The 25,720-nt window shown below is 39.5% G+C and carries 18 protein-coding genes; 16 read left to right on the top strand and 2 right to left on the bottom strand.

The features are described 5' to 3' along the window. The first annotated feature begins 9 nt into the window (after positions 1-9). The 4 genes from uxuA to ACIQYG_RS09630 all read left to right on the top strand — a co-directional run bounded on the left by uxuA (position 10) and on the right by ACIQYG_RS09630 (position 4,503). Entirely contained in the window at positions 10-1,086 is a 1,077-nt protein-coding gene (uxuA, locus tag ACIQYG_RS09645; protein ID WP_402837896.1) for a mannonate dehydratase, read from the top strand. Beyond that, positions 1,083-1,919: an SDR family oxidoreductase gene (locus ACIQYG_RS09640; protein ID WP_402837449.1), complete on the top strand. Its 837-nt coding sequence runs from the start codon at positions 1,083-1,085 to the stop codon at positions 1,917-1,919. The genes uxuA and ACIQYG_RS09640 overlap by 4 nt, the downstream gene beginning before the upstream one ends. 186 nt (positions 1,920-2,105) lie before the next feature. Beyond that, positions 2,106-3,107, top strand: coding sequence for a LacI family DNA-binding transcriptional regulator (locus ACIQYG_RS09635; RefSeq protein ID WP_402837447.1), 1,002 nt, complete (start codon positions 2,106-2,108; stop codon positions 3,105-3,107). Between the two features lie 154 nt (positions 3,108-3,261). Then, on the top strand, positions 3,262-4,503 hold the full coding sequence (locus ACIQYG_RS09630; protein WP_402837445.1) for an MFS transporter: 1,242 nt from the start codon (positions 3,262-3,264) through the stop codon (positions 4,501-4,503). Positions 4,504-4,598: 95 nt separating this feature from the next. Here ACIQYG_RS09630 and ACIQYG_RS09625 read toward each other — a convergent pair whose 3' ends face one another. Then, positions 4,599-5,468, bottom strand: coding sequence for a helix-turn-helix domain-containing protein (locus tag ACIQYG_RS09625; RefSeq protein ID WP_402837443.1), 870 nt, complete (start codon positions 5,466-5,468; stop codon positions 4,599-4,601). A 173-nt stretch (positions 5,469-5,641) separates the two neighbouring features. On the opposite strand from ACIQYG_RS09625, the gene ACIQYG_RS09620 reads away from it, so the two are divergent. From ACIQYG_RS09620 to ACIQYG_RS09605, 4 genes are all read left to right on the top strand, one after another. Continuing rightward, positions 5,642-7,147 carry a UxaA family hydrolase gene (locus ACIQYG_RS09620; protein ID WP_402837441.1) on the top strand — a complete coding sequence of 502 codons (1,506 nt, stop codon included), beginning with the start codon at positions 5,642-5,644 and terminating at the stop codon, positions 7,145-7,147. A 44-nt stretch (positions 7,148-7,191) separates the two neighbouring features. Further along, positions 7,192-8,205, top strand: a complete 1,014-nt coding sequence (locus ACIQYG_RS09615) for a zinc-binding alcohol dehydrogenase family protein (RefSeq protein ID WP_402837439.1) — start codon at positions 7,192-7,194, stop codon at positions 8,203-8,205. A gap of 66 nt (positions 8,206-8,271) precedes the next feature. Then, positions 8,272-9,759: a tagaturonate reductase gene (locus ACIQYG_RS09610; protein WP_402837437.1), complete on the top strand. Its 1,488-nt coding sequence runs from the start codon at positions 8,272-8,274 to the stop codon at positions 9,757-9,759. Between the two features lie 321 nt (positions 9,760-10,080). Next, a complete protein-coding gene (locus ACIQYG_RS09605) occupies positions 10,081-10,785 on the top strand; it encodes a TerC family protein (protein ID WP_402837435.1) in 705 nt (234 codons plus the stop codon). 192 nt (positions 10,786-10,977) lie between these two features. Here ACIQYG_RS09605 and ACIQYG_RS09600 read toward each other — a convergent pair whose 3' ends face one another. Further along, the gene (locus ACIQYG_RS09600) at positions 10,978-12,459 is read right to left on the bottom strand and encodes an aldehyde dehydrogenase family protein (RefSeq protein WP_402837433.1); all 1,482 of its coding nucleotides are present in this window, start codon (positions 12,457-12,459) and stop codon (positions 10,978-10,980) included. A 509-nt stretch (positions 12,460-12,968) separates the two neighbouring features. Between ACIQYG_RS09600 and ACIQYG_RS09595 the strand changes: the two genes are divergently transcribed. The 8 genes from ACIQYG_RS09595 to ACIQYG_RS09560 all read left to right on the top strand — a co-directional run bounded on the left by ACIQYG_RS09595 (position 12,969) and on the right by ACIQYG_RS09560 (position 25,539). Then, the gene (locus ACIQYG_RS09595) at positions 12,969-14,804 is read left to right on the top strand and encodes a sigma-54-dependent Fis family transcriptional regulator (RefSeq protein WP_402837432.1); all 1,836 of its coding nucleotides are present in this window, start codon (positions 12,969-12,971) and stop codon (positions 14,802-14,804) included. A gap of 238 nt (positions 14,805-15,042) precedes the next feature. Next, the gene (locus ACIQYG_RS09590) at positions 15,043-16,188 is read left to right on the top strand and encodes a histidine kinase N-terminal domain-containing protein (RefSeq protein ID WP_402837430.1); all 1,146 of its coding nucleotides are present in this window, start codon (positions 15,043-15,045) and stop codon (positions 16,186-16,188) included. 800 nt (positions 16,189-16,988) lie between these two features. Beyond that, positions 16,989-18,401 (top strand): amino acid permease, encoded by a 1,413-nt coding sequence (locus tag ACIQYG_RS09585; RefSeq protein ID WP_402837895.1) that lies wholly within the window; start codon positions 16,989-16,991, stop codon positions 18,399-18,401. Between the two features lie 231 nt (positions 18,402-18,632). After that, the gene (locus ACIQYG_RS09580) at positions 18,633-19,385 is read left to right on the top strand and encodes a hypothetical protein (protein ID WP_402837428.1); all 753 of its coding nucleotides are present in this window, start codon (positions 18,633-18,635) and stop codon (positions 19,383-19,385) included. Between the two features lie 274 nt (positions 19,386-19,659). Then, the gene (locus tag ACIQYG_RS09575) at positions 19,660-20,655 is read left to right on the top strand and encodes a cation diffusion facilitator family transporter (protein WP_402837426.1); all 996 of its coding nucleotides are present in this window, start codon (positions 19,660-19,662) and stop codon (positions 20,653-20,655) included. 168 nt (positions 20,656-20,823) lie between these two features. Beyond that, the gene (locus ACIQYG_RS09570) at positions 20,824-21,567 is read left to right on the top strand and encodes a Cof-type HAD-IIB family hydrolase (RefSeq protein WP_402837424.1); all 744 of its coding nucleotides are present in this window, start codon (positions 20,824-20,826) and stop codon (positions 21,565-21,567) included. A 169-nt stretch (positions 21,568-21,736) separates the two neighbouring features. Then, positions 21,737-22,735: an NAD(P)H-dependent flavin oxidoreductase gene (locus ACIQYG_RS09565; RefSeq protein WP_402837422.1), complete on the top strand. Its 999-nt coding sequence runs from the start codon at positions 21,737-21,739 to the stop codon at positions 22,733-22,735. Between the two features lie 410 nt (positions 22,736-23,145). After that, positions 23,146-25,539, top strand: coding sequence for a YhgE/Pip family protein (locus ACIQYG_RS09560; RefSeq protein WP_402837420.1), 2,394 nt, complete (start codon positions 23,146-23,148; stop codon positions 25,537-25,539). Positions 25,540-25,720: the final 181 nt, after the last annotated feature.

Here is a 25,720-nt window from a genome sequence, read left to right as displayed (position 1 = left end):
AGGTGCATGATGAACATTACATTTAGATGGTACGGGAAAGACAATGATACAGTTACATTGGAGCACATTAAACAGATTCCTGGAGTGAAAGGGATTGTCTGGGCACTACACCAAAAACCTGTTGGAGAGGTATGGGAAAAGGAAGAAATTAAAGAAGAAATCGAGTATATCCAATCATTTGGTTTTCACACGGATGTAGTAGAAAGTGTAAATGTCCATGAATCGATTAAATTGGGTAACGAAGACCGCATGATATATATAGAGAAATACAAAGAGACGATCCGAAATCTTTCGGAAGCTGGAGTGAAAGTCATTTGTTATAACTTCATGCCGATCTTTGATTGGACTCGAACGGAAATGTTCCATCCTTTGGAAGATGGCTCAACTGCCCTATTTTATGAAAAGGCGAAAGTGGATACGTTAGAACCGCAAGATTTGATTCGTACTGTGACGGAAGCTTCAGATTTAACTTTACCAGGTTGGGAACCAGAAAAGATGGATCGGATTTCTGAATTATTCGAAGCTTACAAAACTGTCGACGAGGAGCAGCTATGGAAGAATCTTGAAATATTCCTAAAAGAAATATTACCTGTTGCAGAGGCTTGCGGCATTAAAATGGCTATTCATCCGGATGATCCGCCGTGGTCCATTTTTGGATTGCCAAGAATCATCACCGGAGAATCGAGCTATGAAAAACTGATCTCGATTTCGGATTCACCATCGAATGCGTTTACTATGTGTACAGGATCGATGGGGGCAAATCCTGAAAATGATATGGTCCAAGTGGCTAAAAAGTATGCAAACCGTTCTCCTTTCTCCCATATACGAAATGTGAAGATTTATGAAAATGGTGACTTTGTGGAAACATCCCATCATACTCAGGATGGATCCATCAATATACAGGGCGTCGTGGAAGAATTGAATAAGCAAAATTATACTGGCTATGTCAGGCCGGATCATGGCCGCCATATATGGGGTGAAGATTGCCGTCCAGGTTACGGTTTATATGACCGAGCATTGGGAATCATGTATTTGCTTGGATTATGGGATGCATATGAAGCTGGTAAATCAGGTGGGGTATCATGATTCCCATCCATGAAAACTTATCGAACAGGGTAGCGGTGATCACTGGAGGCAGCGGAGTTTTATGTTCCAAAATGGCTGTGGAATTGGCTCGTCATGGTGTCAGGATAGCTATATTGAACAGAACGGCCGAAAAAGGGCAAGAAGTGGTTGAACTCATTGAACAAACAGGGGGCACTGCGATATCCATTGCGGCAGACGTTTTGGATAGAGCCTCATTGGATAATGCAAGAGGGAAAATAATAGAAACATTCGGAAGAGTGGATCTATTAATAAATGGAGCGGGAGGTAATCATCCTGATGCCATTACAGTTCCAGAGAAATATGGGGAAGAAGCAGCTGGGAAATCCTTTTTTGATTTGGATGAAAATGGTTTCTCCCAAGTTTTTGCCAGTAATTTCACCGGTACATTTTTGGCCAGTCAGGTTTTTGGGAAAGAATTATTGCAAGTGGAAGCCCCAGTTATCGTAAATGTATCTTCCATGAGCGCCTACGCTCCAATGACTAAAGTGCCGGCATACAGCGCTGCCAAAGCTTCGATAAATAATTTTACGATGTGGATGGCTGTTCATTTTGCCGAAGCAGGTTTACGGGTGAATGCCATTGCTCCAGGATTCTTTTTGACGAAGCAAAATCGGGATCTCCTGCTTAATGAAGATGGCAGCTTTACAGCAAGGTCTAATAAAATCATTAATTCAACACCCATGAAGCGTTTTGGGCAGCCGGAAGATTTACTTGGTACCTTGCTTTGGCTCGTTGATGAATCCTACTCGGGCTTTGTCACGGGAATTACGGTACCGGTCGATGGTGGTTTCATGGCATACTCAGGCGTCTGAATTCAGGTCCAATAAAAAGGCAAACAAGTGACCGTGATTAAATTAGTTCCATGGTATGGGAAATTGACTTTTTACTGCATCAGAAGGTGATTGTAAAGCTTTACTTATTATAATAGAATATTCCTTATATATCTAAGCCATTTTTGTTAGGCAGAGAATTGAAATCACACGATAGGAATGAATGAAATGAAAACCATTACAATTACTGATGTCGCCAATCACGCGAAAGTATCAAAAAGCACAGTTTCCCAATACCTGAACAAACGCTACGAATATATGAGTGAAAAAACCAGGAAAAAAATAGAAGAAACAATAGAAGAGTTAAACTATCAGCCTAATATAATAGCGCGCAGTTTAAAACAAAAGTCCACTTTTACCGTTGGGGTAGTGGTTGCCAATATCCTTCACACGTTTTCAACGCAAGTTATTAGAGCGATAGAAAACTACTTTTATGAACAAGGGTTCCATATTATCGTATGCAATGCAGATGACAACCCTGAAAAGGAAAAGAATTATATTGAAATGCTAAGAGCTAAACAAGTGGATGGGATCATCATTTTTCCCACAGGGGACAACCTTGATTTATATCAACGTATGAAGAGTGATCAATTCCCGATTGTTTTCATGGATAGGACGATCCAGGAATTGAATATTGCTACAGTCATGCTCGATAACCACCTTGCTTCCAAGTTGGCGATTGATCGGTTTATTGAAAAGGGTCTTGAACACATTGCAATCATAACCACTTCAATAATACGCGATATCAGTCCTCGAATCGAACGCATTCAAGGGTACAAGGATTCACTCGCGTCACATGGGATACCATTTAATTCTGAATATATTAAAACCGTGAATGCTGACGAAATTCCGCTTGCGCTTTCAGAATTTTTCGAATTGGAAAAGCCGCCTCAAGCCATATTGGCAGGAAATGATATCGTACTTAATGAAGTATTGCGTTACATGAAACAGCATGAAATCAATATACCTGATGACATAGCGGTCATAGGAATCGATGATGTACCATATGCCAGTTTCTATACACCGACCATCACAACGGTTAATCAGCCAGCCATTGAAATGGCCAACTTGGCAGCGGAGTTACTGCTTAGTCAAATTAATAAAACAGGAAATGAGGATACAAGGGTGCATCGCTTGAAACCGACTTTGCTTTCAAGGAATTCTTGCTAGAAACGGATGTAAGATTCCTGTGAAAAAGAAAGCGCTTTTTTACGGGAATTCTAAACCGATTTAGTTATAGGTCATATAGGCTTTACTCTTGGTTATTAAATGGAAACGTTTCCAAAAAAGCAGCTGCATTTACAGAAATTATAGGGGGTACTTTATGTTTTCAAATGGTAGAGGAATGGTTATCGTATTCTTGTTCTTGGCAGGGGTAATAAATTATCTAGACCGATCTGCACTGTCCATTGCAGCTCCGTTCATCCAAGATGATTTATCTTTAACAGCAACACAGATGGGAATTATCTTTAGTAGCTTTTCAGTTGGTTATGCCATATTTAACTTCCTTGGAGGAATGGCGTCCGATAAATGGGGAGCAAAGCTCACGCTTTTCGTGGCGATGATCGTTTGGTCTGTATTCAGCGGTGCACTTGTACTTGCTGTCGGTTTTGCCAGTATGATAGTCATCCGCATCCTGTTTGGGATGGGCGAAGGTCCTCTTTCGGCAACCATCAATAAAATGGTGAATAACTGGTTCCCGGCAAATCAACGGGCATCAGTCGTTGGTTTGACGAATAGCGGGACGCCGCTTGGTGGCGCCATTGCAGGTCCGATAGTTGGATTTATTGCCATCTCATATGGATGGAGAGTTTCTTTCATTGCCATAATGATAATTGGTCTTATATGGGCGATTTGCTGGTGGAAGTTTGTTAAAGAAAAACCAGAAGAGTCAAAAGAACAGAAACATACGGGAAAATCTTATGTAGCGGCAACATCGGAAGGGAAATTGAAATTCACGTTTTATTTAAAACAAAAAACGGTTTTATTTACAGCTCTAGCCTTTTTTTCTTACAACTACATTCTCTTCTTTTTCTTAACTTGGTTCCCAAGTTATTTGGTCGATGCACGCGGCCTAAGTGTAGAAAATATGAGTATCATTACAGTGATTCCTTGGATTTTTGGATTCATCGGACTTGCTTTGGGTGGATTCGTGTCGGATTTCTTCTATAAAAAATTCGCTCAAAAAGGTGTTTTATTCTCACGCAAGCTTGTGCTTGTAACATGTTTGTTCTTATCGGCGGTATGTATCGGTTTTGCCGGACTTGTATCCACAACGATCAGTGCAGTAACGCTTGTCGCACTTTCCGTCTTCTTCCTTTATTTGACTGGTGCCATTTACTGGGCAATCGTCAACGATGTTGTCGACCCTGGTAATGTTGGATCTGTTGGAGGTTTTATGCATTTCTTGGCAAATACAGCAGGAATCATCGGACCGACGTTAACAGGTTACATTGTCGATACCTCAGGCACATACACAGTTGCGTTCTTGCTTGCAGGTGGATTGGCAGTTGTTGCATCGCTTGCGGTCATCCGTTTTGTACGACCGATAGTCAAGCCTGCGTAATAGATTGATAGAATGGAAGTGTCTCCCTAAAGAAATATCAAGGGAAGACACTTCCATTTTTACTGACTTAAAATTTTTCATGTTTATAGGCATGCCTAGCGGATCCGATTTTCTTTTCGAAATGTAGCTGGTGTCTTTTCAGTGTATTTCTTAAAGGTGCGATAAAATTGCGGCATGCTTTCAAAACCACACATTTCGGCAATATGGGCAATGGTGTGATTCGTTTCCAGTAAAAGTTCCTTTGCCTTGATGATCCTTTTCGTGTTTAGATACACGATTAACCCAATTCCAGTCGTTTCCTTAAAAACCCTGCTGAAATGGGCGGGACTGACCAATGCCTTTTGTGCAAGTATCGTCAGCGTTAATGGTTCATCCATATGTTCATTAATATAGATTAAAATATCCTTGATCCATTCTGAACTATAGCTATTGCCCTCGGATAAATCTTGTTTGCCATTTATCCGGGTACGGTATAAATCAAGTATGATTTGATGAACGGTCAGCAAACAAGCATGCCTCGAGCCCATCAATTGGTTAGTTGTTTCTTGCAGGATGAGTTGTAGCTGTTCCTCCATCTTTACTTGTTTCTTTTGCGGCAATGATATTTTATAATTCTTACTCTTTTTTGTCAGATCAAACAAATGTAAATATGAAAAAGAATCATCAACCATATCTTTATATATTAATGTAGGACTGACAAAGATAATGGTGGAAGTAACAGGGTCGTCCTTATTCGGTAATGCCCTATGAATGGTATTATTCGGGATCAGGAATACATCCCCTTGCTGCATATCATAAAACACATCACCGATAAAAAAGGTCCCTTTACCATTATAAACATAAACAATTTCATAATGATCATGCATATGATCGGACAATTCATTCTGGGGACTTTTCGTATCTTGATAGACAAAAGAAAATGGGAAGAGTAAATCATGATTTAATGAATTATGGATTTTTTTCATTTGTTCATCTCCTGAAAGTATAATACAACAAGAATGAGTATGTTTACAGCAAAAATCGCAATTTATATTTCAAAAATTGATGTTAAAATTTATATAGATTTAAAAATGAAAGGGCTTTCGGAATGAAGTGACATTTGGTTCTGGACGACTTACTCATGATAAGGAGGGACAAAATGAATAAATTTGTTCAATTGCATTCAAATGATGATGTTGTTATTTCCTTGGAGGGAATTCATAAAGGACAGAGCCTCCAGATTCAAACAGAAGACAGGGGAATGATCCATATCAAAGCAAATGACGACATTCCCAAAGGGCATAAGATGTTAGTGAAACCGGTTAAACGAGGGGAGGACGTAATCAAATTTGGCTACTCGATCGGAAAAGCTAATGAAGATATCTCCATTGGAGATTGGATTCACACACATAATCTAGCATCCGGTTTGCAGGGTATATTGGATTATTCCTATCAACCTAGCATTCAAGATACAAAAGAGCAAAGTCAAAATCATACCTTCCAAGGATATATCCGTGAAAATGGGGAAGTGGGTATCCGGAATGAAATCTGGATCATCAATACTGTAGGTTGCATCAATAAAACATGTGAACTTCTCGCTAAAATGGGCAATGAGCAGTTTAAAGATCGTCAAATCGATGGGGTTCATCACTTTTCCCATCCCTACGGTTGTTCTCAATTGGGAGATGATTTGACCCATACGCAGAAACTATTGGCAGCATTGGCTCAACACCCAAATGCAGCAGGGGTTTTAGTTGTAGGATTAGGGTGTGAGAACAATCAAATCGAATCATTTAAAGAAGTCATAGGTGAATTTCCTCCTAATCGGATTAAATTTTTAAAAGCCCAGGAAGTTCAAGATGAACTGGAGAGCGGCTTACGTATATTGGGGGAATTAGTGGAATATGCGGAAGGGTTCGTACGCCGGAACGTACCGGTTTCAAAGTTGAAAATCGGCTTGAAATGCGGAGGTTCCGATGGTTTTTCAGGCATTACAGCAAATCCGCTGGTTGGTGCGGTTTCCGACCTTATTGTAGAAAATGGAGGGACCACGATATTGACAGAGGTGCCTGAGATGTTTGGAGCGGAAACGATATTGATGAACAGGGCAAGAGATGAAGAAACCTTTAATAAAATCGTTGGCCTTATTAATGATTTCAAACAGTATTTCATTCGCCATGATCAAGAAATCTATGAAAACCCTTCACCTGGAAACAAGGAAGGCGGCATAAGTACATTGGAGGAAAAATCACTTGGATGCACACAAAAAGGGGGCCATGCCACTGTAGTGGATGTAAGACCATATGGAGAACGAGTGGTGAAGCATGGTTTGAATTTAATCAATTCCCCTGGAAATGATTTGATTTCGGTGACGGCTTTGGCAGCAGCGGGCGCACATATCGTTCTATTCACTACGGGAAGAGGAACACCATTTGGTGGACCGGTGCCAACTGTAAAAATAGCTACGAATTCGGAATTAGCCGATCGTAAAAAGCACTGGATTGATTATAATGCTGGGCGGTTGATTGAAGGCCAAGAGATCGAGGAATTAAAGGAAGAGTTATTCCAATACATTCTTGAGCTTTCATCCGGTAAAAAGAAAACGAATAATGAAAAATTCGGATATAGGGAGATAAGCATCTTTAAAGAAGGTGTCATTCTTTAATAGTACACGGTTTCTATTAAGTTATAAAAAAGGAGTGTTATTCAGTGAAAAGTATCGTTTGTGAACAACCTTTTGAATTTAAGATGATCGAATCGGAAAAACCTTTTCCAAACTCAGGGGAAGCTTTGATTCGTGTGCGGCGTATAGGGATTTGCGGTACGGATATTCATGCCTATGGAGGTAATCAGCCCTTTTTTAGCTATCCTCGAATACTTGGCCATGAATTATCCGGCTTTATTGAGTCCATACCGGAAAATGAATCAGGGCTTAAAGTCGGGGATCAGGTATCGATCATCCCCTATATGGAATGTGGAAAATGCCTTGCTTGCAGAAGTGGAAAAACGAACTGCTGTACGGATATGAAAGTGTTGGGTGTACATGCTGAAGGAGGCATGAGTGAGTGGATAACGGTTCCTTATAATCATTTGGTGAGAACAGAGGGTCTCACACTTGATCAATCCGCAATGATAGAGCCTTTAAGTATAGGGGCTCACGCAGTTAGCCGCGCTGCTATTCATAAAGGGGAATTTGCGCTAGTAATTGGTGCTGGTCCAATTGGTTTGGGAGTCATGGCATTCGCTAAAGAACAGGGTGCGAAGGTGATCGCAATGGATGTAAATGATGAACGCCTTGCGTTTGCTTGCAAATGGGCAAATGTCGATCATACTTTGAACGTTATGGAGAATCCACTGGAGAAATTAGCCCAATTGACGAATGGAGATATGCCAAGCGCGGTATTTGATGCGACTGGTAATGCTAAGTCAATGATGGACTCATTTAAATATCCTGCTCACGGCGGAAGATTGATTTATGTAGGTTTAGTTAAAGCGGATATTACCTTTAATGATCCTGAATTCCACAGTAAAGAGCTTACATTAATGGGAAGCCGTAATGCAACAAAGGATGACTTTGATTATGTCGTGAATACGCTGAAGAATGACAAACTGGATATGAGCCAGTTTATTACACACCGCACACATATGGATGAAATGATCAATCAGTTTGAAGGGTGGTTAACTCCTGAAGCTAAAGTGATCAAGGCTATTGTCGAAATATAAGCATTAGGTATGATGTTAAATCGTACTCTGAATTGGATATTTCAATAAGAAAGGAGTTCCTTGATCATGAACATAAATAATAGTCAACTAAAGCGTCTAAGTAAAGATACAAAAGCTGTCAAATATTCACATATGATGGATTTTCCCATAAAAGTATTGCAAATTGGGGAGGGGAATTTTCTTCGAGGCTTTTTTGATTGGATGATTTATGAATGTAATAAACAAGGTCATTTCAAGGGAAGCATTGCAGTTACCCAGCCTCGGCCCGCCGGAAAAGGGAAGATAGAGGAAGTAAAGCGGCAAGATGGACTGTATACATTAATGTTACGTGGTTTTCACCAAGGGGAGAAAGTGGAACATACAGAGATCATTTCCGTTTTTTCGAAGGCAATTGATCCATATGAAGAATGGATGGAATTTTTAGCACTAGCAGAAAATCCTGAATTGGAATTTGTAGTTTCCAACACGACTGAAGCAGGGATTAAATATCAGCCGATTCCTTTGGTAGAAGGAAAGCCGATTGAATCTTTTCCAGGAAAACTGACTGCTTTTTTGTATCATCGTTATCTTCATTTCAATGGAAATGCGAAAAAAGGACTGATCATGCTTCCATGTGAGCTTTTAGAGAGAAATGGTGATTCATTGAAGCGATGTGTTCTTAAGCATAGCAGGGATTGGGATTTACCAAAGTCATTCATTGAGTGGTTGGACCGGGACAACCTCTTCCTTAACTCGCTGGTAGACCGTATCGTTACAGGATTCCCAGCCAATGAGTCGGAAAAACTATTTGCGGCATGGGGATATAAGGATGCTCTGCTAAATACGGCAGAACCCTACCATTTATGGGCTATTGAAGGTGACATTTGTATTGATCAACGTCTTCCTTTACAAAAATCCGGGTTGAATGTGCGTTGGGTAAAAGATTTAACGCCTTATCAAATGAGGAAGGTACGGATACTTAATGGTTCACATACCTTGTTGGCTCCTTTAGGGATTTTATCTGGATTGGAAGAAGTAAAACAGGCAATCGATCATCCGGAATTCAACCAATTTCTGAGCAATGCCATCGAAAAGGAAATAATTCCTTCATTACCTTTTGATCAAAATGAGATGATGCTATATGGGGAAAGTGTTCTTGAGCGATTTAAGAATCCTTTTGTACATCACCTCCTGGCCGATATTTCGCTGAATAGCATTTCGAAGTTCAAGGTTCGTCTCCTGCCTACCTTAGAGGAATATCATAGGGCGAAAGGCAGGCTGCCCGACTGTATCGTACGAGGTTTTTCGGGCCTGATCCGATTTTACAAGGTTAATGAAATGAAGGGGAGTTATCTTGGTAAAAGCTTTGCGGGTAAAGACTATGTCGTTGAAGACGATATAAAGACAATTGAATTTTTCAGTGAACAATGGCTTAGTTATGAGAATGGGGAAATCCCGCTTAGACAATTGATAGAAGCGACCTTAAGTAATCAATATCTTTGGGGGAAGGATTTGAGCGATATCCCGAACCTTGGAAACGAATTATGCCAATATCTAGAAGGGATGATTGACTGAAATTATCCTTTAAAAGGATTTAGGCAAGATTAATTTCATGAATATTCTCCCTATCTCTTATTTTTTTCTTTATTTTATTTGTATTTTTGGTATACTGAATTAGTGATATTTTTTCTTGGTAGTTTCCTAATGGAAAGATATTAAAGAATTACATATTCTTTATTCCCGTGAAGGGGAGTAGCGTCAGGGATAACCTGAAATAAAGTCGTCATTACGTGGGAATCCCACCGGCTTTATTGGCCTAATTCATTTAGTGCTTAGCGAGACCTTTGCCATATTTGGCAGAGGTCTCTTTATTTTTGTAAAAGGGAGGAAATTGTGTTGGATTTTTTAACAGGTGAATTCATTTCAGGACTTTTAGCGATCATTATGATAGATTTGGTTCTAGCCGGTGATAATGCGATCCTTATTGGATTGGCTGCAAGAAAGCTTCCAAAAGAACAGCAAAAAAAGGTGATAATATGGGGAGCGGTCGGGGCAATAGTGATAAGGATCATCGCAACGCTGCTGGTTGTTTGGCTATTAGAGGTGCCAGGACTGCATTTAATAGGGGGATTACTCCTCGTATGGATTGCTTATAAGCTCCTTATCGATGAAGAAGAACATGATGTGAAGCCTGCAGACTCGATGTGGGCTGCTATAAAAACTATCATTATTGCGGATGCATTGATGGGATTGGACAATGTCCTAGCTGTTGCAGGTGCTTCTCATGGTAATTTCACTTTAGTGGTAATCGGTTTACTTGTATCAATTCCAGTAGTGATGTATGGAAGCACTTTGATCCTGAAACTGATCGAACGCTTCCCAGTCATCATAATAATTGGTGCGGGAATACTAGGCTGGACTTCTGCTAAAATGATCGTAGCTGAACCCTTCATGCACGACTACTTTACAAATCCCTTCATTAAATATGGATTTGAAGCAATAGTGGTGATTGGAATCCTGGTAGCCGGAACTTCAAGACAGAAAAATATCGAAAAAGAAAAAGCAAACAGAGAAAAAATGCAAATCGAACGTAATGGATGATGGATACAAAAAGACCTTTCAAAAATGAAAGGTCTTTTCTTTTATCTAAGCCCTATAAGTTACAAAACAAGAAAAAGGTGCACCAAAGTCCGCACTTTGGTACACCTTTTTGCGATTATTAAAGGGAACGATAACATGAATTTCAATCACGATATCTGAGCCGAATGATCATATGCAGCGTTCACTCTTTTTTTAATTTAAGTTAATCCAGACACTTTTGACTTCCGTATAATTATCCAAAGCATAACTGCCCATTTCCCGACCGATTCCACTTTGTTTATACCCGCCAAATGGAGAAGCTGCATCAAAGGCGTTATAGCAGTTTACCCAAACTGTACCTGCTTTTAATTCATTAGCCACATAATGGGCTTTTTTTACATCTTGTGTCCATAAACCTGCAGCCAATCCATATTCTGAGTTATTTGCACGGTTTATCACATCATCCAAATCATCAAAAGGCATGGCAGCTACAACAGGACCGAAGATTTCTTCTTTAGCGATTGTCATTTCATCTTCAACGCCTGCAAATATTGTAGGTGTTACAAAATAACCCTCTCCTTGTCCGTAATTGCCCCCGGTAACCACCTCAGCTCCTTCAGACTTTCCTTTTTCAATATAACTGCCCACTCTCTCCAATTGTTCACTGGAAACCAAAGGCCCTATCTGGGTAGTTGGATCAAGACCCGCCCCTTGTTTAATGTTTTTTGCATGGGACACTAAGTCAGCCACCACGTTGTCATAGGATTTCTTTTGAATGTACAGGCGGGAACCGGCACAGCATACTTGTCCTTGATTGAACATGATGCCCATTAATGCACCGGGAATGGCTTTACTCATATCTGCATCCGGTAGAATGATATTAGGTGATTTACCGCCTAATTCCAACGAGATTTTTTTCACAGTTCCCGAAGCTTGGCGCATGATCATTTTTCCTACTGAGGTTGAACCGGTAAAGGCAATTTTATCGACTTCTGGATGGTCTACAAGCGGTGACCCTGCTGTTTCACCAAATCCAGGTATGACATTGAGAACGCCAGGAGGAAAACCTGCTTCAAGCGCCAATTGACCTAAATATAATGCTGAAAGCGGTGTTTGCTCCGCTGGTTTTAAAACGATCGTACATCCAGTTGCAAGGGCTGCGCCTAATTTCCATGCGGCCATAAGTAGAGGGAAATTCCAAGGGATGATTTGTCCTACCACTCCAACCGCTTCATGACGGGTATAATTGAAGTAATTCCCAGCAACAGGTATTGTTTGTCCTACTATCTTAGTGGTCCATCCAGCATAATAACGGAAGTGTTCGATTGCAAGGGGGACATCGGCATTAGTGGTTTCGCCAATTGGCTTGCCATTATCCAGGGTATCCAATTGTGCTAACGCCTCTTTATGTTCCTCCATGAGGTCCGCTAGTTTATAAATGAGGCGACTGCGTTCCGATGCACTCATTTTTTTCCAAGGACCGTTGTCGAAAGCCGTACGGGCTGCTTTGACCGCTTTATCTACATCTTCCGGACCTGCTTCACTCACAACCGCTAAAACCTTGCCGTTTGAAGGATCGAGAGTCTCAAAAGTTTTTCCTGAAGCAGCTTCCACGAATTCCCCATTTATCAAAAGCTTTTTAGTGCCTTTCAAGAATTCTTGCACCCGTGGATTAAGTTTAATAGTTTGTTCCATGTATAATACCCCTTTTCATTTGCATTTTAAGTTCTATATCTGTTTGGACAATGGCTCTAAGTAAAAGGATCAGGCATACTATTATGTTTTTTTTTATACAATTCCCTTTGACAGGCTTGCAGCAATTCTGAATCTCTTTTAAATCTGGATTACTTGATTTCTTTCCCCCCTTTATCAAAAGGAATCAATTTCTCGACATGTAATTATGCAAGACTTATGCCATAAACAAAAAACCGATGAAATCAGCTAAAGAAGATGGTAGAGGGATATGGGAAGATGCCTTACTGTTCCATATTGGAGCAGGCAGGTGTTCCAATATGGAACAAAAAAAGTTTAGTAGTTCCCTTTAGGCTGTTTTCATTTTGGTGAATATCTGAATTTTCTGTTATAATTAAATAGAATGAACGAACCCTGAATGCTCTGAAGCTTTGAATCACATAGAGTTTAAAAGAAATTGAATAAAAAACAGAAGCCGATTTACTGGATTATACATACGGGAGGATTATTCAATGTCTGTTAATATAAGCGCGGATAAAGGAACCATACCGGCATTTATTCAAGAATCATGGCAGCGGTGCATTTCGAAGGGACTTCAGCCAAGCATGATGGATAAGGAAGATATGCTTGGTGCATTTGAGTTGGCTGAATACCACGATCGATATGCGGAACTCCTGTACCATTCTTCTCCCATTTTAGAAGAAGTTTATCACTCGATTAATGGTTTGGAGTCCATTTTATTACTTGCTGCTCCTGAAGGATATATCATCGAAACAGTTGGGGATCCAGCTTTCATCCGACATGCAGATAATGTTTCCCTAAGGAAAGGGGCCAATTGGCTAGAGGAATCAAAAGGAACAAATGCAATAGGAACAGCCATTGTGGAGAAAAACCCTGTATTGATTCATGGCAGTCAGCACTTTCATCAGGATAACCATTTCCTTACTTGTGCCGCATCGCCCATTTATCACCCAGATGGGCACCTGCTTGGTGTTTTGAACTTAAGCAGTCATCAACAGAATTATCATCCTTTTTCCATTAGCTTAGTTCAGAGGGTGGCTGATAGCATCAAACAATCACTCTTATTGTCCCATACACAAAAAAGGGAGAAAAACCTTTATTTTATATATGATTCATACCCTGATCCGTTAATTACCCTTGATAAAGAGGGGAAGGTTACAGATCTTAATTCAGCGGCGTCACATGTTATTGGCACACTGGAAAAACCGGTATCGAATATTGTATCAGGAATAGACCCACTTGTTTTAGAACAGAGAGTTTCAATTAAAGACCAGGAGTTCTTGGTTCAAACCCTTGGCAAAAATATAGAACATCAATCATCCGTGATCGTGCGGTTAAAAAAACAGAAATTGATTGATGGATTAACAACTAATCGTTATCAATTTACCGATATAATAAGTAATGATCCGCAAATGAATCAAACCATATCCATTGCTAAAAGAGCTTCAGCGCTTGATATCAGCCTGCTAATCACTGGAGAAAGCGGAACGGGAAAAGAACTTTTCGCTCAATCCATTCATGGGCATAGCTTAAGAAGTGATAAGCCATTCATCGCCATCAATTGCAGCGCAATTCCTGAAAACTTATTGGAAAGTGAGTTATTTGGTTATGAAAAGGGTGCCTTTACTGGAGCAAAAAGCGGCGGGCATAAGGGGAAGTTCGAAGCTGCAGATGGCGGAACCTTGTTTTTGGATGAAATCGGGGACATGCCACTTCAAGCTCAAGCGACTCTGCTCCGTGTGCTTCAGGAACGATGCGTGACGCGTGTCGGCGGACATGCTTCCATTCCAATCGATGTTAGGGTCATTGCTGCCACCAACAAAGACTTACAAAAAGAAATTGAAGCTGGAGAATTCCGTGCAGATCTATTTTTCCGCCTTTGTGGATTATCTTTAAAACTTCCAAATCTGAGGAGTCGTAAAGATTTATTGCTGTTAGCAGAATACATTTTAGCGGATTTACCTTATAAGAGCGAACATACCGAACTAACTGACGAAGCTAAAACATTCATTTTGGAATATTCGTGGCCGGGAAATTTCCGTGAATTGCAAAACGTGCTCGGACAGGCTGCATTCCTAGCTGATAATGGCCCGATTACAAGAGACTTGTTTGTTGCACTTTGTCCTGTTTCTTTCATTACAAATGAGGAAGGGGCAAATGCCGATCGAGAACCAAGAAATTTTCAAGAACAAGAAACCCAACTTATTCGACATGCATTGGAACGAACAAATGGAAATATCAGTAACGCCGCGAAACAACTCGACATCGGCCGAAATACGCTTTATAGAAAAATGAAAAAATATGGAATCAACTTTCAAAGGAAATAGTTTCTTAGTATATAAAAAAAGATGAATGATGAGTTTGTTTTTTATGAAAATCTCAGATTCCCGACCTGATTTGGTCGGTTCTTTGTTATTGCAAGTAACTATCATACCTTGTCTCCTTATAAGCTATATTTCACCTGAAAAACAATGAATAATGAAGTGCAGGAAATCAAAATCTCATTTAGAATGATGTTATTGATATAGTATCTAAAATTCCGTAAGGGGATGTGTGGTCAATAGTATGGAGTTGTCATCTGAACATAAGAAGTATAAACATGTATTGATTCAATATTTGGAAGAAAATGAATCTGTGTTTTTAAATGAATGGAACGAGACTATTAAGATCAATGAAATAGACCCCTACAAAGAAAAGGTTAAAGAAAATGGTTATGGGATGTACTCACTGGTCATCCAAACGTTCAAGGAGGTACTGTCTGAAGATGTGCTGATAAAATTGGCTTACCAGGTTGCAAAAGAACGTCTAGAAGCAAATATCAACATTGGGGATTTTCTTTATAATATCAATTTGGGGAGAAATATCATAATCAGAAATCTCTTTGGGGCAAATGTCCCAATTAATTATATGCAGAAATTCATTAATGACATCAACTTGCACTTTGATACGTTCAGCTACCATGCAGTAACGAGATATACGAATCTTACAAATGAAGTGATTGAGGAAAAAAAGTCTTATATTAGTGAAAACCACAAAGATAAATTAGCGGTACTCGGTCAGATATCATCAAGCTTTGTACATGAGTTCCGAAACCCTCTTACAGCTATCATGGGTTTCAATAAATTACTGAAGAGGGAGAACCCGGGCTTAAAATATTTGGATATCATTGATTATGAGTTAAATCAGCTGAATTTCAGGATAACCCAATTCCTCCATACCTCTAAATCAGATTTTAATGAGGAACAAAGAGAGGAAATTTCAGTGTTAAAGTTAATTGAAGAAATACAAGAACTGACATATGCAAATATTGTGGATGCCAGTGTTAATGTGGAAATAGATATTTATCCAAACTTCGTCATGACAGCGAGCAAGGATGGGTTAAAACAAGTGTTCTTGAATCTATTTATAAATTCGATTGATGCCTTAAAGGATAAGGAACATCCAAGAATTTTGAGAATTAACTCTTTAATTGAGGCGAATGAAAGAATTATTAGAATTTCAAATAATGGACCGGCCATTGCCAGTGAATTGATCGAATCTATTTTTGAACCCTTTGTCACAACGAAAGAGTTAGGAACGGGAATTGGGTTATACGTATGTAAAAAGATCATTGAAAGTAATGATGGATATATGAATTGTGACTCCAATGAAAATTCAACCACATTCAGCATCCATTTCCCAAAAGTACAGAATGAATTTATAAGGGTTTAATACTATTCATTAGTGACTTTACATATAGCATTATATACATATCGATATTTTTCGAAGCATATACGCAGCTCTTTGATTAATAGGGAAGGGCATTCCGGCTCTGCCGGTATTTTACATAAAACCATTCTCACTGAAAATAAATATATGGAAGATGCCAAGAAATCATAATTTGGTTTTTAGCATCTTCTTTTTATCTCTGTTATTTTTTAGTATGTATATTTGTCGAAATGAAAAAAGAAAACAGTTAAATTGTCATTTTTTAATTCGATTGCGAATCAAAAAGGGTCAATAATTAGTATATGAATCAATAAATATATTTATGATTCAATAATGAATCGTTTTGGATTCATAAAAGCGTTAAACCCTAATAAAATAACTATCCTTTTTTTGGCATGGATATTGCTTTTATTATATATGTATAAAATTTTAGTGAGAGAGGGTGCTTTAAAAAAGAATAGTGAGGTAAAGAAAGAATAGAGCTGGGTAACTATATTTTTACATAAAAGGACTTCACTCAACAAAAAGCGAAAATGAAAATCAACAAGGTCATTGTACTTTCCGTGTATTTAGTTGAGGGGCTGATGTAGTAAAGAGGGAGTATAAATAGAAAAGCATTACGGTTAATAGAATATACGCTGTGCAATATACATATAACGATTGTGAATTTGGCCTAATTAAAACTATTAATGAAACGGGGATAGGACTGTAAACATTGTTTTTGAATGAAAGATTTCTACTAGGTTACCCTTGAGTAGTGGTTTACTGCTTACAAAACGGTAAATTGACAGTTTTAAAGGATGGTGACAATAGTGGCACTTCAAACAAATGAATTGAAACATGGTCTCAAGACCAGGCACGTCACAATGATATCTATTGGCGGGGTAATTGGGGCAGGACTATTTATCGGAAGCGGAACAATAATTGATTCAGCAGGACCTGGTGCTATTTTATCTTATATAATCGCAGGATTGATGATTGTGCTTATTATGCGTATGCTGGGTGAAATGGCTGTGGTAAATCCTGATAGTGGATCCTTTTCAACATATGCACATCAAGCATTCGGTCCTTGGGCCGGTTACACGATCGGCTGGTTATACTGGTTCAACTGGGTAATCATCATTGCCATTGAAACTACGTTATTAGGTACTATGATTCATGATTGGTTTCCTGGTATACCTATGTGGGCTGCCAGTCTATCTTTCCCTATATTAATGATGATTACGAATATCTATTCAGTCAAAGCTTATGGGGAATTTGAATACTGGTTAGCTTTCATGAAAGTGGCTGCCATTGTAATATTCCTCATCCTGGGTGCCGCCATGATATTTGGATTTGTTCCGGGATTTGATTCACCAGGCCTTTCAAACATTACTGGAGATGGAGGATTTTTACCAAAAGGTTTTCTGCCTGTCCTTCTTAGTGTGATATTCATTACTTTCTCTTTATCGGGAAGTGAGGTAGCTGCCATTGCTGCAGGAGAGTCTGAAAACCCTGAAAAAAATATTATTAGAGCCATAAACAGTGTTGTATGGCGTCTCCTTCTTTTCTTTGTTGGTTCAGTGACCGTGTTGGTTCTCGTAATTCCCCAAGGGGCAGAAGATTTACTGAAAACCCCCTATGCAAGCGTATTTGACATGGCAGGCCTGCCGGCAGCGGGTCAAATCATGAATATCGTAATCTTCACTTCATTGCTTTCTGTTTTGAATTCAGGACTATATACAAGCTCTCGTATGTTATATTCTTTATCAAAAAAAGGTGATGCACCGAAAATCCTTTCCCAAGTGAATAAGCGGGGAATCCCGATTTGGGCGTTAATGGCAAGTGTTTTCTTTGCTTATGTGTTCACGACTTTTAAATTTGTTTCTCCAGATAAATTGTTTGCTTTTCTCGCAAACAGCTCTGGAGGAGTCACGATGATCATGTATATCTTTATCGCCTTTTCTCATCTATATTTACGGAAAAAGACGGAAAAAGAAAATCCGGGGACACTCAAAGTGAAAATGTGGCTTTTCCCTTATTTAACCTACGCGACCATTGCCGTATTATTTATTATATTCGTTGCTCAGGCGTTTATTGATTCCATGAGATTGCAATTCTTTCTTACAACCCTTCTCACGATTCTAGTTATTGGGTCATACTTTTTGTTTTATCATAAGAAAAACGTAATTACTCCTGAACAAGAAGGAAACCTAAAAAAAATTCATGTTAAGTAAGGGCAAGGGATGTAGTCGTTTTTGTCCGATTATAGAAAGAAATGATTGACTATTCAAACAAAAAGGCTGCTCTTAGTGGGCAGCTTTTTTCTGCTTCCTTTTATGGGGGCATTTAAGCTTGATTGTAACCGTGACTGCCATCCCCTCTGAACAATTATGATACTCATTCATTTGCAACTTTGAAATCCTTTGCTAGAATATAATCTATAGAAAAGATTAGGAGTGGTGACTGTGGCTGAAACTCCAGCTGAAGATTTGATTCATTATATTGCACCAAAAGGAGAGTATGTCCCTTTTTTAGATGATACGGACTATATCGCTAAAGGATTGGAATGGAAATTATTCACTGCCCGTTCGGTTAAAAGGGAACTATTATATAAAAGCGGCAGTTTTCAAGCAAAAGTCAAATTGGCAGGTTATGAACAATATGGAAATGGTCTTGACACTATAGTCGTTGAATTTGAAAATGGTAAGCTTAGCTGCATTCACCCTTCTTATTTAAAGGAAATGCAAAGCTCCAGTTTCGGAAAAGAATTGTTGAGTGGACCGGTTTCCAAAACATCCGCAGATTCAAATGATACTGATCAGGTGATGGAAGCACCAATTACGGAAAACTCCGATCAGCTAAATGAAGAACCCAAAAAAGCAAAAACCAAAACTAAAAAGACGACAGCAAAACCTAAGTTGGACTTGCCTGCGGAGAAAGTGCATTTCACCGCGACTGTCAAGGAGTTCACTGCGAAGATGAACCATTTCACTGGAGAAGAAGATGAAGTCATACTCTTGGAGAATGTCAAAGTGACAACGGAGCCTGAATTGACTATTGGCGATGCTTGGTGTGGATATAGCAAGACATTAAAAAAAGCTGAGCTCGAAGAAGGAGACGCAATCGAATTTGATGGAAAAGTGGTCGACAAAAAATACAATAAAGAAATACGCTATAAAGTGAATAATCCATCTAAGTTAGTGAAAAAGGAAGGATAACGCTTGAAGTTATTGGATGATATGGAGTAAGCCGCAGCTTACTCCTTTTTTTGTTGCAGTATTCAGTCTTCTAAAGAAATGAATGCTTTTCATTGTGAACTTATTAGAATAGATGCGTCCACTCCTGGAATATATTCGTTTGTGGGAGATACAACTTATAACCATTCTCCAATCGTATAGGTTGGGGTTTGAGTTTTGTGGTTTCATATTTTCCAGTGTTGGGGATAATACATTATGATAATGAATTAATAAAAAGATTAGGGGGGATTTTTAGATGAAAGAATTATTTCGGTTATTGAAACAAGGTAATAAATCGGCGTTCATTGCTGCCTGTGTGAATAGTATCATCGCTGTGCTAAAGGGGATTGCCTATTTCATGACGGGGAATGTCGCTATGTTTGCTGAAACTTTACATACTTTGGGCGATGCTGCGAATCAGTTTTTCGTCTTCATTGGTTCCGCACTTAGTAAAAAGTCACCAACTGATCGATTCCCAGATGGTTTTGGACGTTTGGTTAACCTTGTATTACTAGGGGCAGTATTGGTTGTCGGGATCATGTCCTATGAAACGATTAAAGAAGGGTTCCATCACATTTTGCATCCTGCAGAATCAACTGGTATCCTTATTAACTTGTCCGTCCTTTCGTTAGCGGTTGTGCTGGAATCATATGTATTATTTAAAGCGATGAAAGAAGTGGTACATGAGACTGGAATCGAAGCTAAAGGAGCAGCCGTCATATTCAAGAGCTTCTCTGGTTTAAAAAGGGCAAAACCGGCGACGAAATTAGTATTCATGGAAGATATGGTAGCGACCGGTGGCGGAGTACTCGCGATAATTGCCATTTTATTAGCAAACTTCACACCTTTCATCCAAGCGGAAGGAGTTGCTTCCGTCATGATCGGTCTCGGAATGTTCTATGTTGTTGGAAGGGTTTTTCTTGACAATGCTGCAGGTGCTCTTGGGGAAGCCGATATTGAAATGCGGCAAAAAATCGGAACGATGGTCATGGATGATCCAGATGTAAGGGATATACAGAAACTGGCCGTAATAAAAGAAGGGGAAGATTTTCATGTTGAACTTGAAGTTGAACTTGATCCCCATATTTCAATCGAACAGGCGGACGACATAAAAGATCGGCTGTTTAATCAGATTTTCAAGGAAAGAGGGGTAACGGATGTCATTATAGAATTTGATGAAAATGATGGTGTCCCAAAATGGGAAGGTCAGATAAAAAAAGAATTGAATGAAATGAAAAAAGACAGGGAGTAGAAATAATGGCAGAATGCTAAGTGTCATGATGAGGATATTTGTTTGATTATAAAATCATGACACTGATGTTAATGCCTGTTTAATTCATCACGTACTTTCCTTGGGTATGCATTATAAGCTATCATGGACTTAGTTACATAAAGAAGGATTATGGAAGGGTGAATAAGAATGGAGAAACAAGATATTAAGCTAGTTGCACTTGATATGGATGGAACGCTTCTCAATAAGGCTGGAGAGATATCTGACGAAAATCGGAGAGCGATAAAAGAAGCCGAAAATCAAGGGGTTTTTGTGGTATTGAGCACAGGAAGATCCTATGCGACATGCAGTGATTTTGCAAAGTCAATGGAACTTCAATCATACCTCATTACAGTAAACGGAAGCGAAATTTACGATAATCAAGGAAAACTGGTGGAAAGGAATATCGTCGATAGTGAATCCATACAATGGATGTGGGAATTAAGCCAAAAACATGGTACACATTTTTGGGCAATTAGCTGCGATAATATTTACAGGGCTGAAATGCCTGAAAAAATCCATGATTCGCAATGGCTTAAATTCGGTTTTGATACAAATGATGAAAACATCCGCCAAATCATCATGGATGAACTGGTATCAAAAGGAACCTTTGAAATAAGCAATTCAAGCCCGACGAATATTGAAGTGAATGCCATGGGCGTCAATAAAGCGAAAGCGATAAAGCTCGTATGTTCATTGCTCGATATTACCATGGATAATGTTATGGCAGTGGGTGACAGCCTTAATGACCTTGCGATGATTTCCGAAGCAAAAGTGGGTGTGGCAATGGGAAACGCCCAGGAAATTGTGAAAGAAAAAGCAGATTGGATTACAGCGACAAATGAAGAAGATGGTGTGGCTAAGGCCATTCGTAAATGGGTGCTTTCAAATTGAATCGACACTGTATATGGGACGTATTCCATATACAGTTTTTTTGAAATGGAGCTGCATGACAATTAAATTTTAGCTGCTGAATTAATTTCTTGAAAATTGTGTCTTTTAGAAGTATGATAATCTAGTAGTGTTATATTTTGGTAATATATTAATTACGGGAGGTTTAAGGATGACTAGTAGTTTGCCTGAACAGTGGTGGAATCAATTATCTTTACCAGTTATCTCAGCACCTATGTTTTTAATATCCGGTCCTGAGTTAGTGAAAGAATGCTGTTTGAATGGGGTGATCGGCTCTTTTCCAGCACCGAATGCGCGGCCGATAGAGGTCCTGGATCAATGGATGGGTGATATAAATGACACATTGATTGCAGCAAAGGATAAGGAACCAGGCTCAAAGATAGCTCCATGGGCAATGAATATGGTTGTTCACCGTACATATAGCCGGCTTGAAGAAGAGTTGGAATTGGTCAAAAAACATCAGCCTCCCATCGTCATTACATCATTAGGTTCACCAAAACATGTGGTGGATGTCGTACATAGCTATGGCGGGTTGGTCTTTTCGGATGTCAGCTCTGTGGATTTTGCAAAAAAAGCTGCGGATTCAGGTGTGGACGGATTGATCTTGGTTGCAGCGGGAGCAGGCGGTCATGCTGGTGAGATAAATAGCTTTGCTTTCGTGGACAGCGTAAGGACATTCTGGGACGGAATCATTTTGCTTGCCGGATCCATCAGTACTGGTCACAGTATCTTGGCAGCTCAGGCGGCAGGAGCGGATCTTGCTTATATGGGTACTCGTTTTATCGTGGCGAAAGAGAGCAGGGCAAATGATGAATATCGTGAAATGCTTGTCGATTCTGACCATGATGACATCATTTTGACTGATGCATTTTCAGGCGTTAATTGTAATATGCTTAAACCGAGCATCAGGAAGGAAGGATTGGACCCAGAACAATTGGCCAAAAAAGAAAAAGTCGATTTTGACAGCATGTCCAAATCATCTGAATCTAAAGCGTGGCGTGATATTTGGTCAGCAGGTCATGGTGTAGGTGCGATTAAAAAAATAGATACCGCTGCAGGCATCATAAAACAATTAGAAAAAGAATATCAGGAGTCTTTGAAGAAACTGACCGGGCAGGCGGAAAAATTAAAAGGAATTATATCAAAATGATATGAAAGCGCTTCATTTAGTTATGCTAATATAGCTAAAAAAAAGGGTATCCATTATGGATACCCTTTTTTTCATGTAATATCAGAGCTAATTCATGATAAAGTCTTAATCAGCTTAAAAGGCAATCTAAATAGGTTTTAACGTTAAAAACAGTAAATATAGGATGTAAGACTGTGAAAAAATATTGATAAAAAGAAGGATAAATGTTATATTATTTTCGTGATAATGACTAAATGAACAATTTGGTCATAAATTATTGATTGTTTAAAAAGTAATATGTATTTAGGTGAAGATGAAGAATGTTAAATATTTATTGCAAAAGCAATAGACTTAATTGTATTCTTCAATCCGTTCTCACCGAGATAGATTAAATAAGCGGCATATTCGTCGTATAGGAGGGCTTGGTAGGCGTGTTAAAATCTTTAAAGGGTGAATTTTCAGCGATAATAAAACATCCTATGATACTCATTTCCATAATAGGGATCATACTGATACCTTTATTATATAGCGGCACGTTCCTGTGGGCATTTTGGGATCCATATGGTAAGGTGGACCAATTGCCTGTAGCCATTGTCAATTTGGATGAGGGTGCGGAGTTCAATGAAAAGGAACTCACAATAGGAAAAGATTTAGTCAAGGAGTTAAAGGAAAAGAAGGATTTCGATTGGCATTTCGTCAGTCAAGAAGAAGCTAATGAAGGACTGGAAAATCAAGATTATTACATGAAAATAGAAATTCCGAAAAACTTTTCGAAGAATGCAACGACCCTACAGGAGGACAATCCGAAAAAACTTGACTTAATTTATACATCCAATGAAGGGTTCAACTATATATCGACTAAAATAGGTGACGCAGCTTCGGAGAGAATTAAAGGGGAGGTTTCGTCAGCCGTTACGAAAACCTATGCTGAGTCAATGTTCGACAATTTGAACGAAGTGGCTGACGGACTCAAAAGTGCCAGTGATGGAGCTGGAGAATTGAAAGACGGAACGGATACAGTGAAAAACGGCTCCAGTGAACTTGGTGAAGGGATTATCTCAGCTAAAGAAGGTTCCAAAAAAGTGGATGAAGGAATTGATTCCCTGCATTCAGGTTCTGTCGAAATCCATGAAAACCTCGAAAAATTAGCTGAAAAATCAATGACCTTTTCAAATGGGGTCGGTTCTGCAGCTGCAGGATCAAAGGAACTTAATCAAGGGTTACAACAGTTCAGCTCTGGTGTTGAGCAAATGAAAGATGGCCAATCCGAGCTTTTGCAAGGAGCAAAGAAATCCGAAGCGGGAACTGGTGAATTGGCCTCTGGATTGCAGCAGTCATTAGAGGGCTTCAATCAAATAGAAGAAAAGCTGCCCGCTTTGACTGAAGGGGCAAATGGTGTAGCTTCTGGTGCCGCTCAGCTTTCAGGTTCATTGTCTGAATGGAGCGCAGCATCGAACGAAGCAAAAGCGGGGGCAGCTGAAGTTTCCGTAGGTTTGGATGAGGTTATTTCAGGGTTGAAACAACAATCTGAAGCTACGGATGATCCTGCAGAGAAAGAGCGTTTGGAGGGAGTGATTTCTTCTCTAACCCGCATCAGTGAAGGTAGTAAAGGGGTATCTGAAGGAGTAGGGAAACTATCGGCAAGTGCAACCGAAATTGCTAAAGGCTCAAATAGCCTTAGTGATGGGGCAAATCAGTTAGGTGAAGGCACAAGTGCGTTAAGCGGCGGTTTCACGCAATTGAAGCAAGCTCAGGATAAACTCGCCAACGGGGCGAATGAACTGAAAAATGGACAAGGTCAATTGGTGTCTGGTTTGACAACATTTGGCGATAGTATAGATTCAGCGCAGAGTGGCCTTGGACAATTAACAGAAGGCAGCAATAACTTGGTAAGCGGGCTTGATCAGCTTGAAGATGGCTCCAAGCAATTATCAAGTGGTACCTCACAGATTTCCGAAGGTTCGAAAGGTCTGGTTACAGGAACGGATAAGTTGAAGGAAGGTTCATCCAGCCTTACTAGCGGCATGGGAGAACTGGCGAATGGAGCCATCAAGTTACAAGATGGAATCGCCAAACTTTCAGATGGATCTGCAGAATTACATGACGAATTGAATGATGGGGCAAACGAAGCAGGCAAGATAAAATCCAATGAAGAAATATATGACATGTTTGCAAGCCCAGTTAAAGTGGATAAATTACCAATTAATAATGTACCGAACTATGGCACTAGTTTTGCACCATATTTAATTTCATTAAGTTTATTTATCGGGGCTATCGTTCTGACGATCATTTTCCCGTTAAGAGATCCTGCTGTTAAACCTGCGAGTGGATTTAGCTGGTTTATTAGTAAATACAGCGTCATGGCACTCATAGGAATCTGTCAAGCCATATTGGTGGACTCGATTTTAATTTTAGGTCTTGGAATCAATGTTACGAGCCTGCCGCTGTTTTTTGCAGTAAGCATTCTTGCTAGCTGCACATTCATGGCAATCATTCAGTTCCTGGGTTCAGCCTTTGACAATCCAGGCCGGTTCATAGCATTATTGATTTTGATTCTTCAACTGACCAGCAGTGGCGGAACATTCCCAAATGAATTAGTTCCTGGCTTCTTGCAAGGATTCACACCGTTCCTACCGATGACTTATTCCATTAATGCTTTTCGTGCTGTCATCTCGACAGGAGATTATAGCTTCATGTGGCATAATCTTGCCATATTGGCCATATTCCTCGTCGCAGCATTAATATTATCACTTCTTTACTTTATTATTCGGTATAAGAAAATGAACGGCGCAATAAATGAAAAACAGGAAGAAGCAACTGTATAATGATCAAAAAAACAGCGACCCAGACGGGTCGCTGTTTTTTTAAAATATCAGGTAATAAGTGAAATGCAGGAAAATAAAAGTGCCTCAAAAATTATAACCATCATAAAGATATGCATTCCTGTTCCATGGAATGGGCAGCGGTTTGTATGTGACAAAACATTGGTGCACCATGAACAATAAG

The organism is Peribacillus sp. NPDC096622, from assembly GCF_044762665.1.
GTDB classification, from domain to species: Bacteria; Bacillota; Bacilli; order Bacillales; family DSM-1321; genus Peribacillus; species Peribacillus frigoritolerans_B.
Note: the sequence above shows the minus strand (reverse complement) of the source record. Positions and strands in the feature narration are given on the sequence as shown.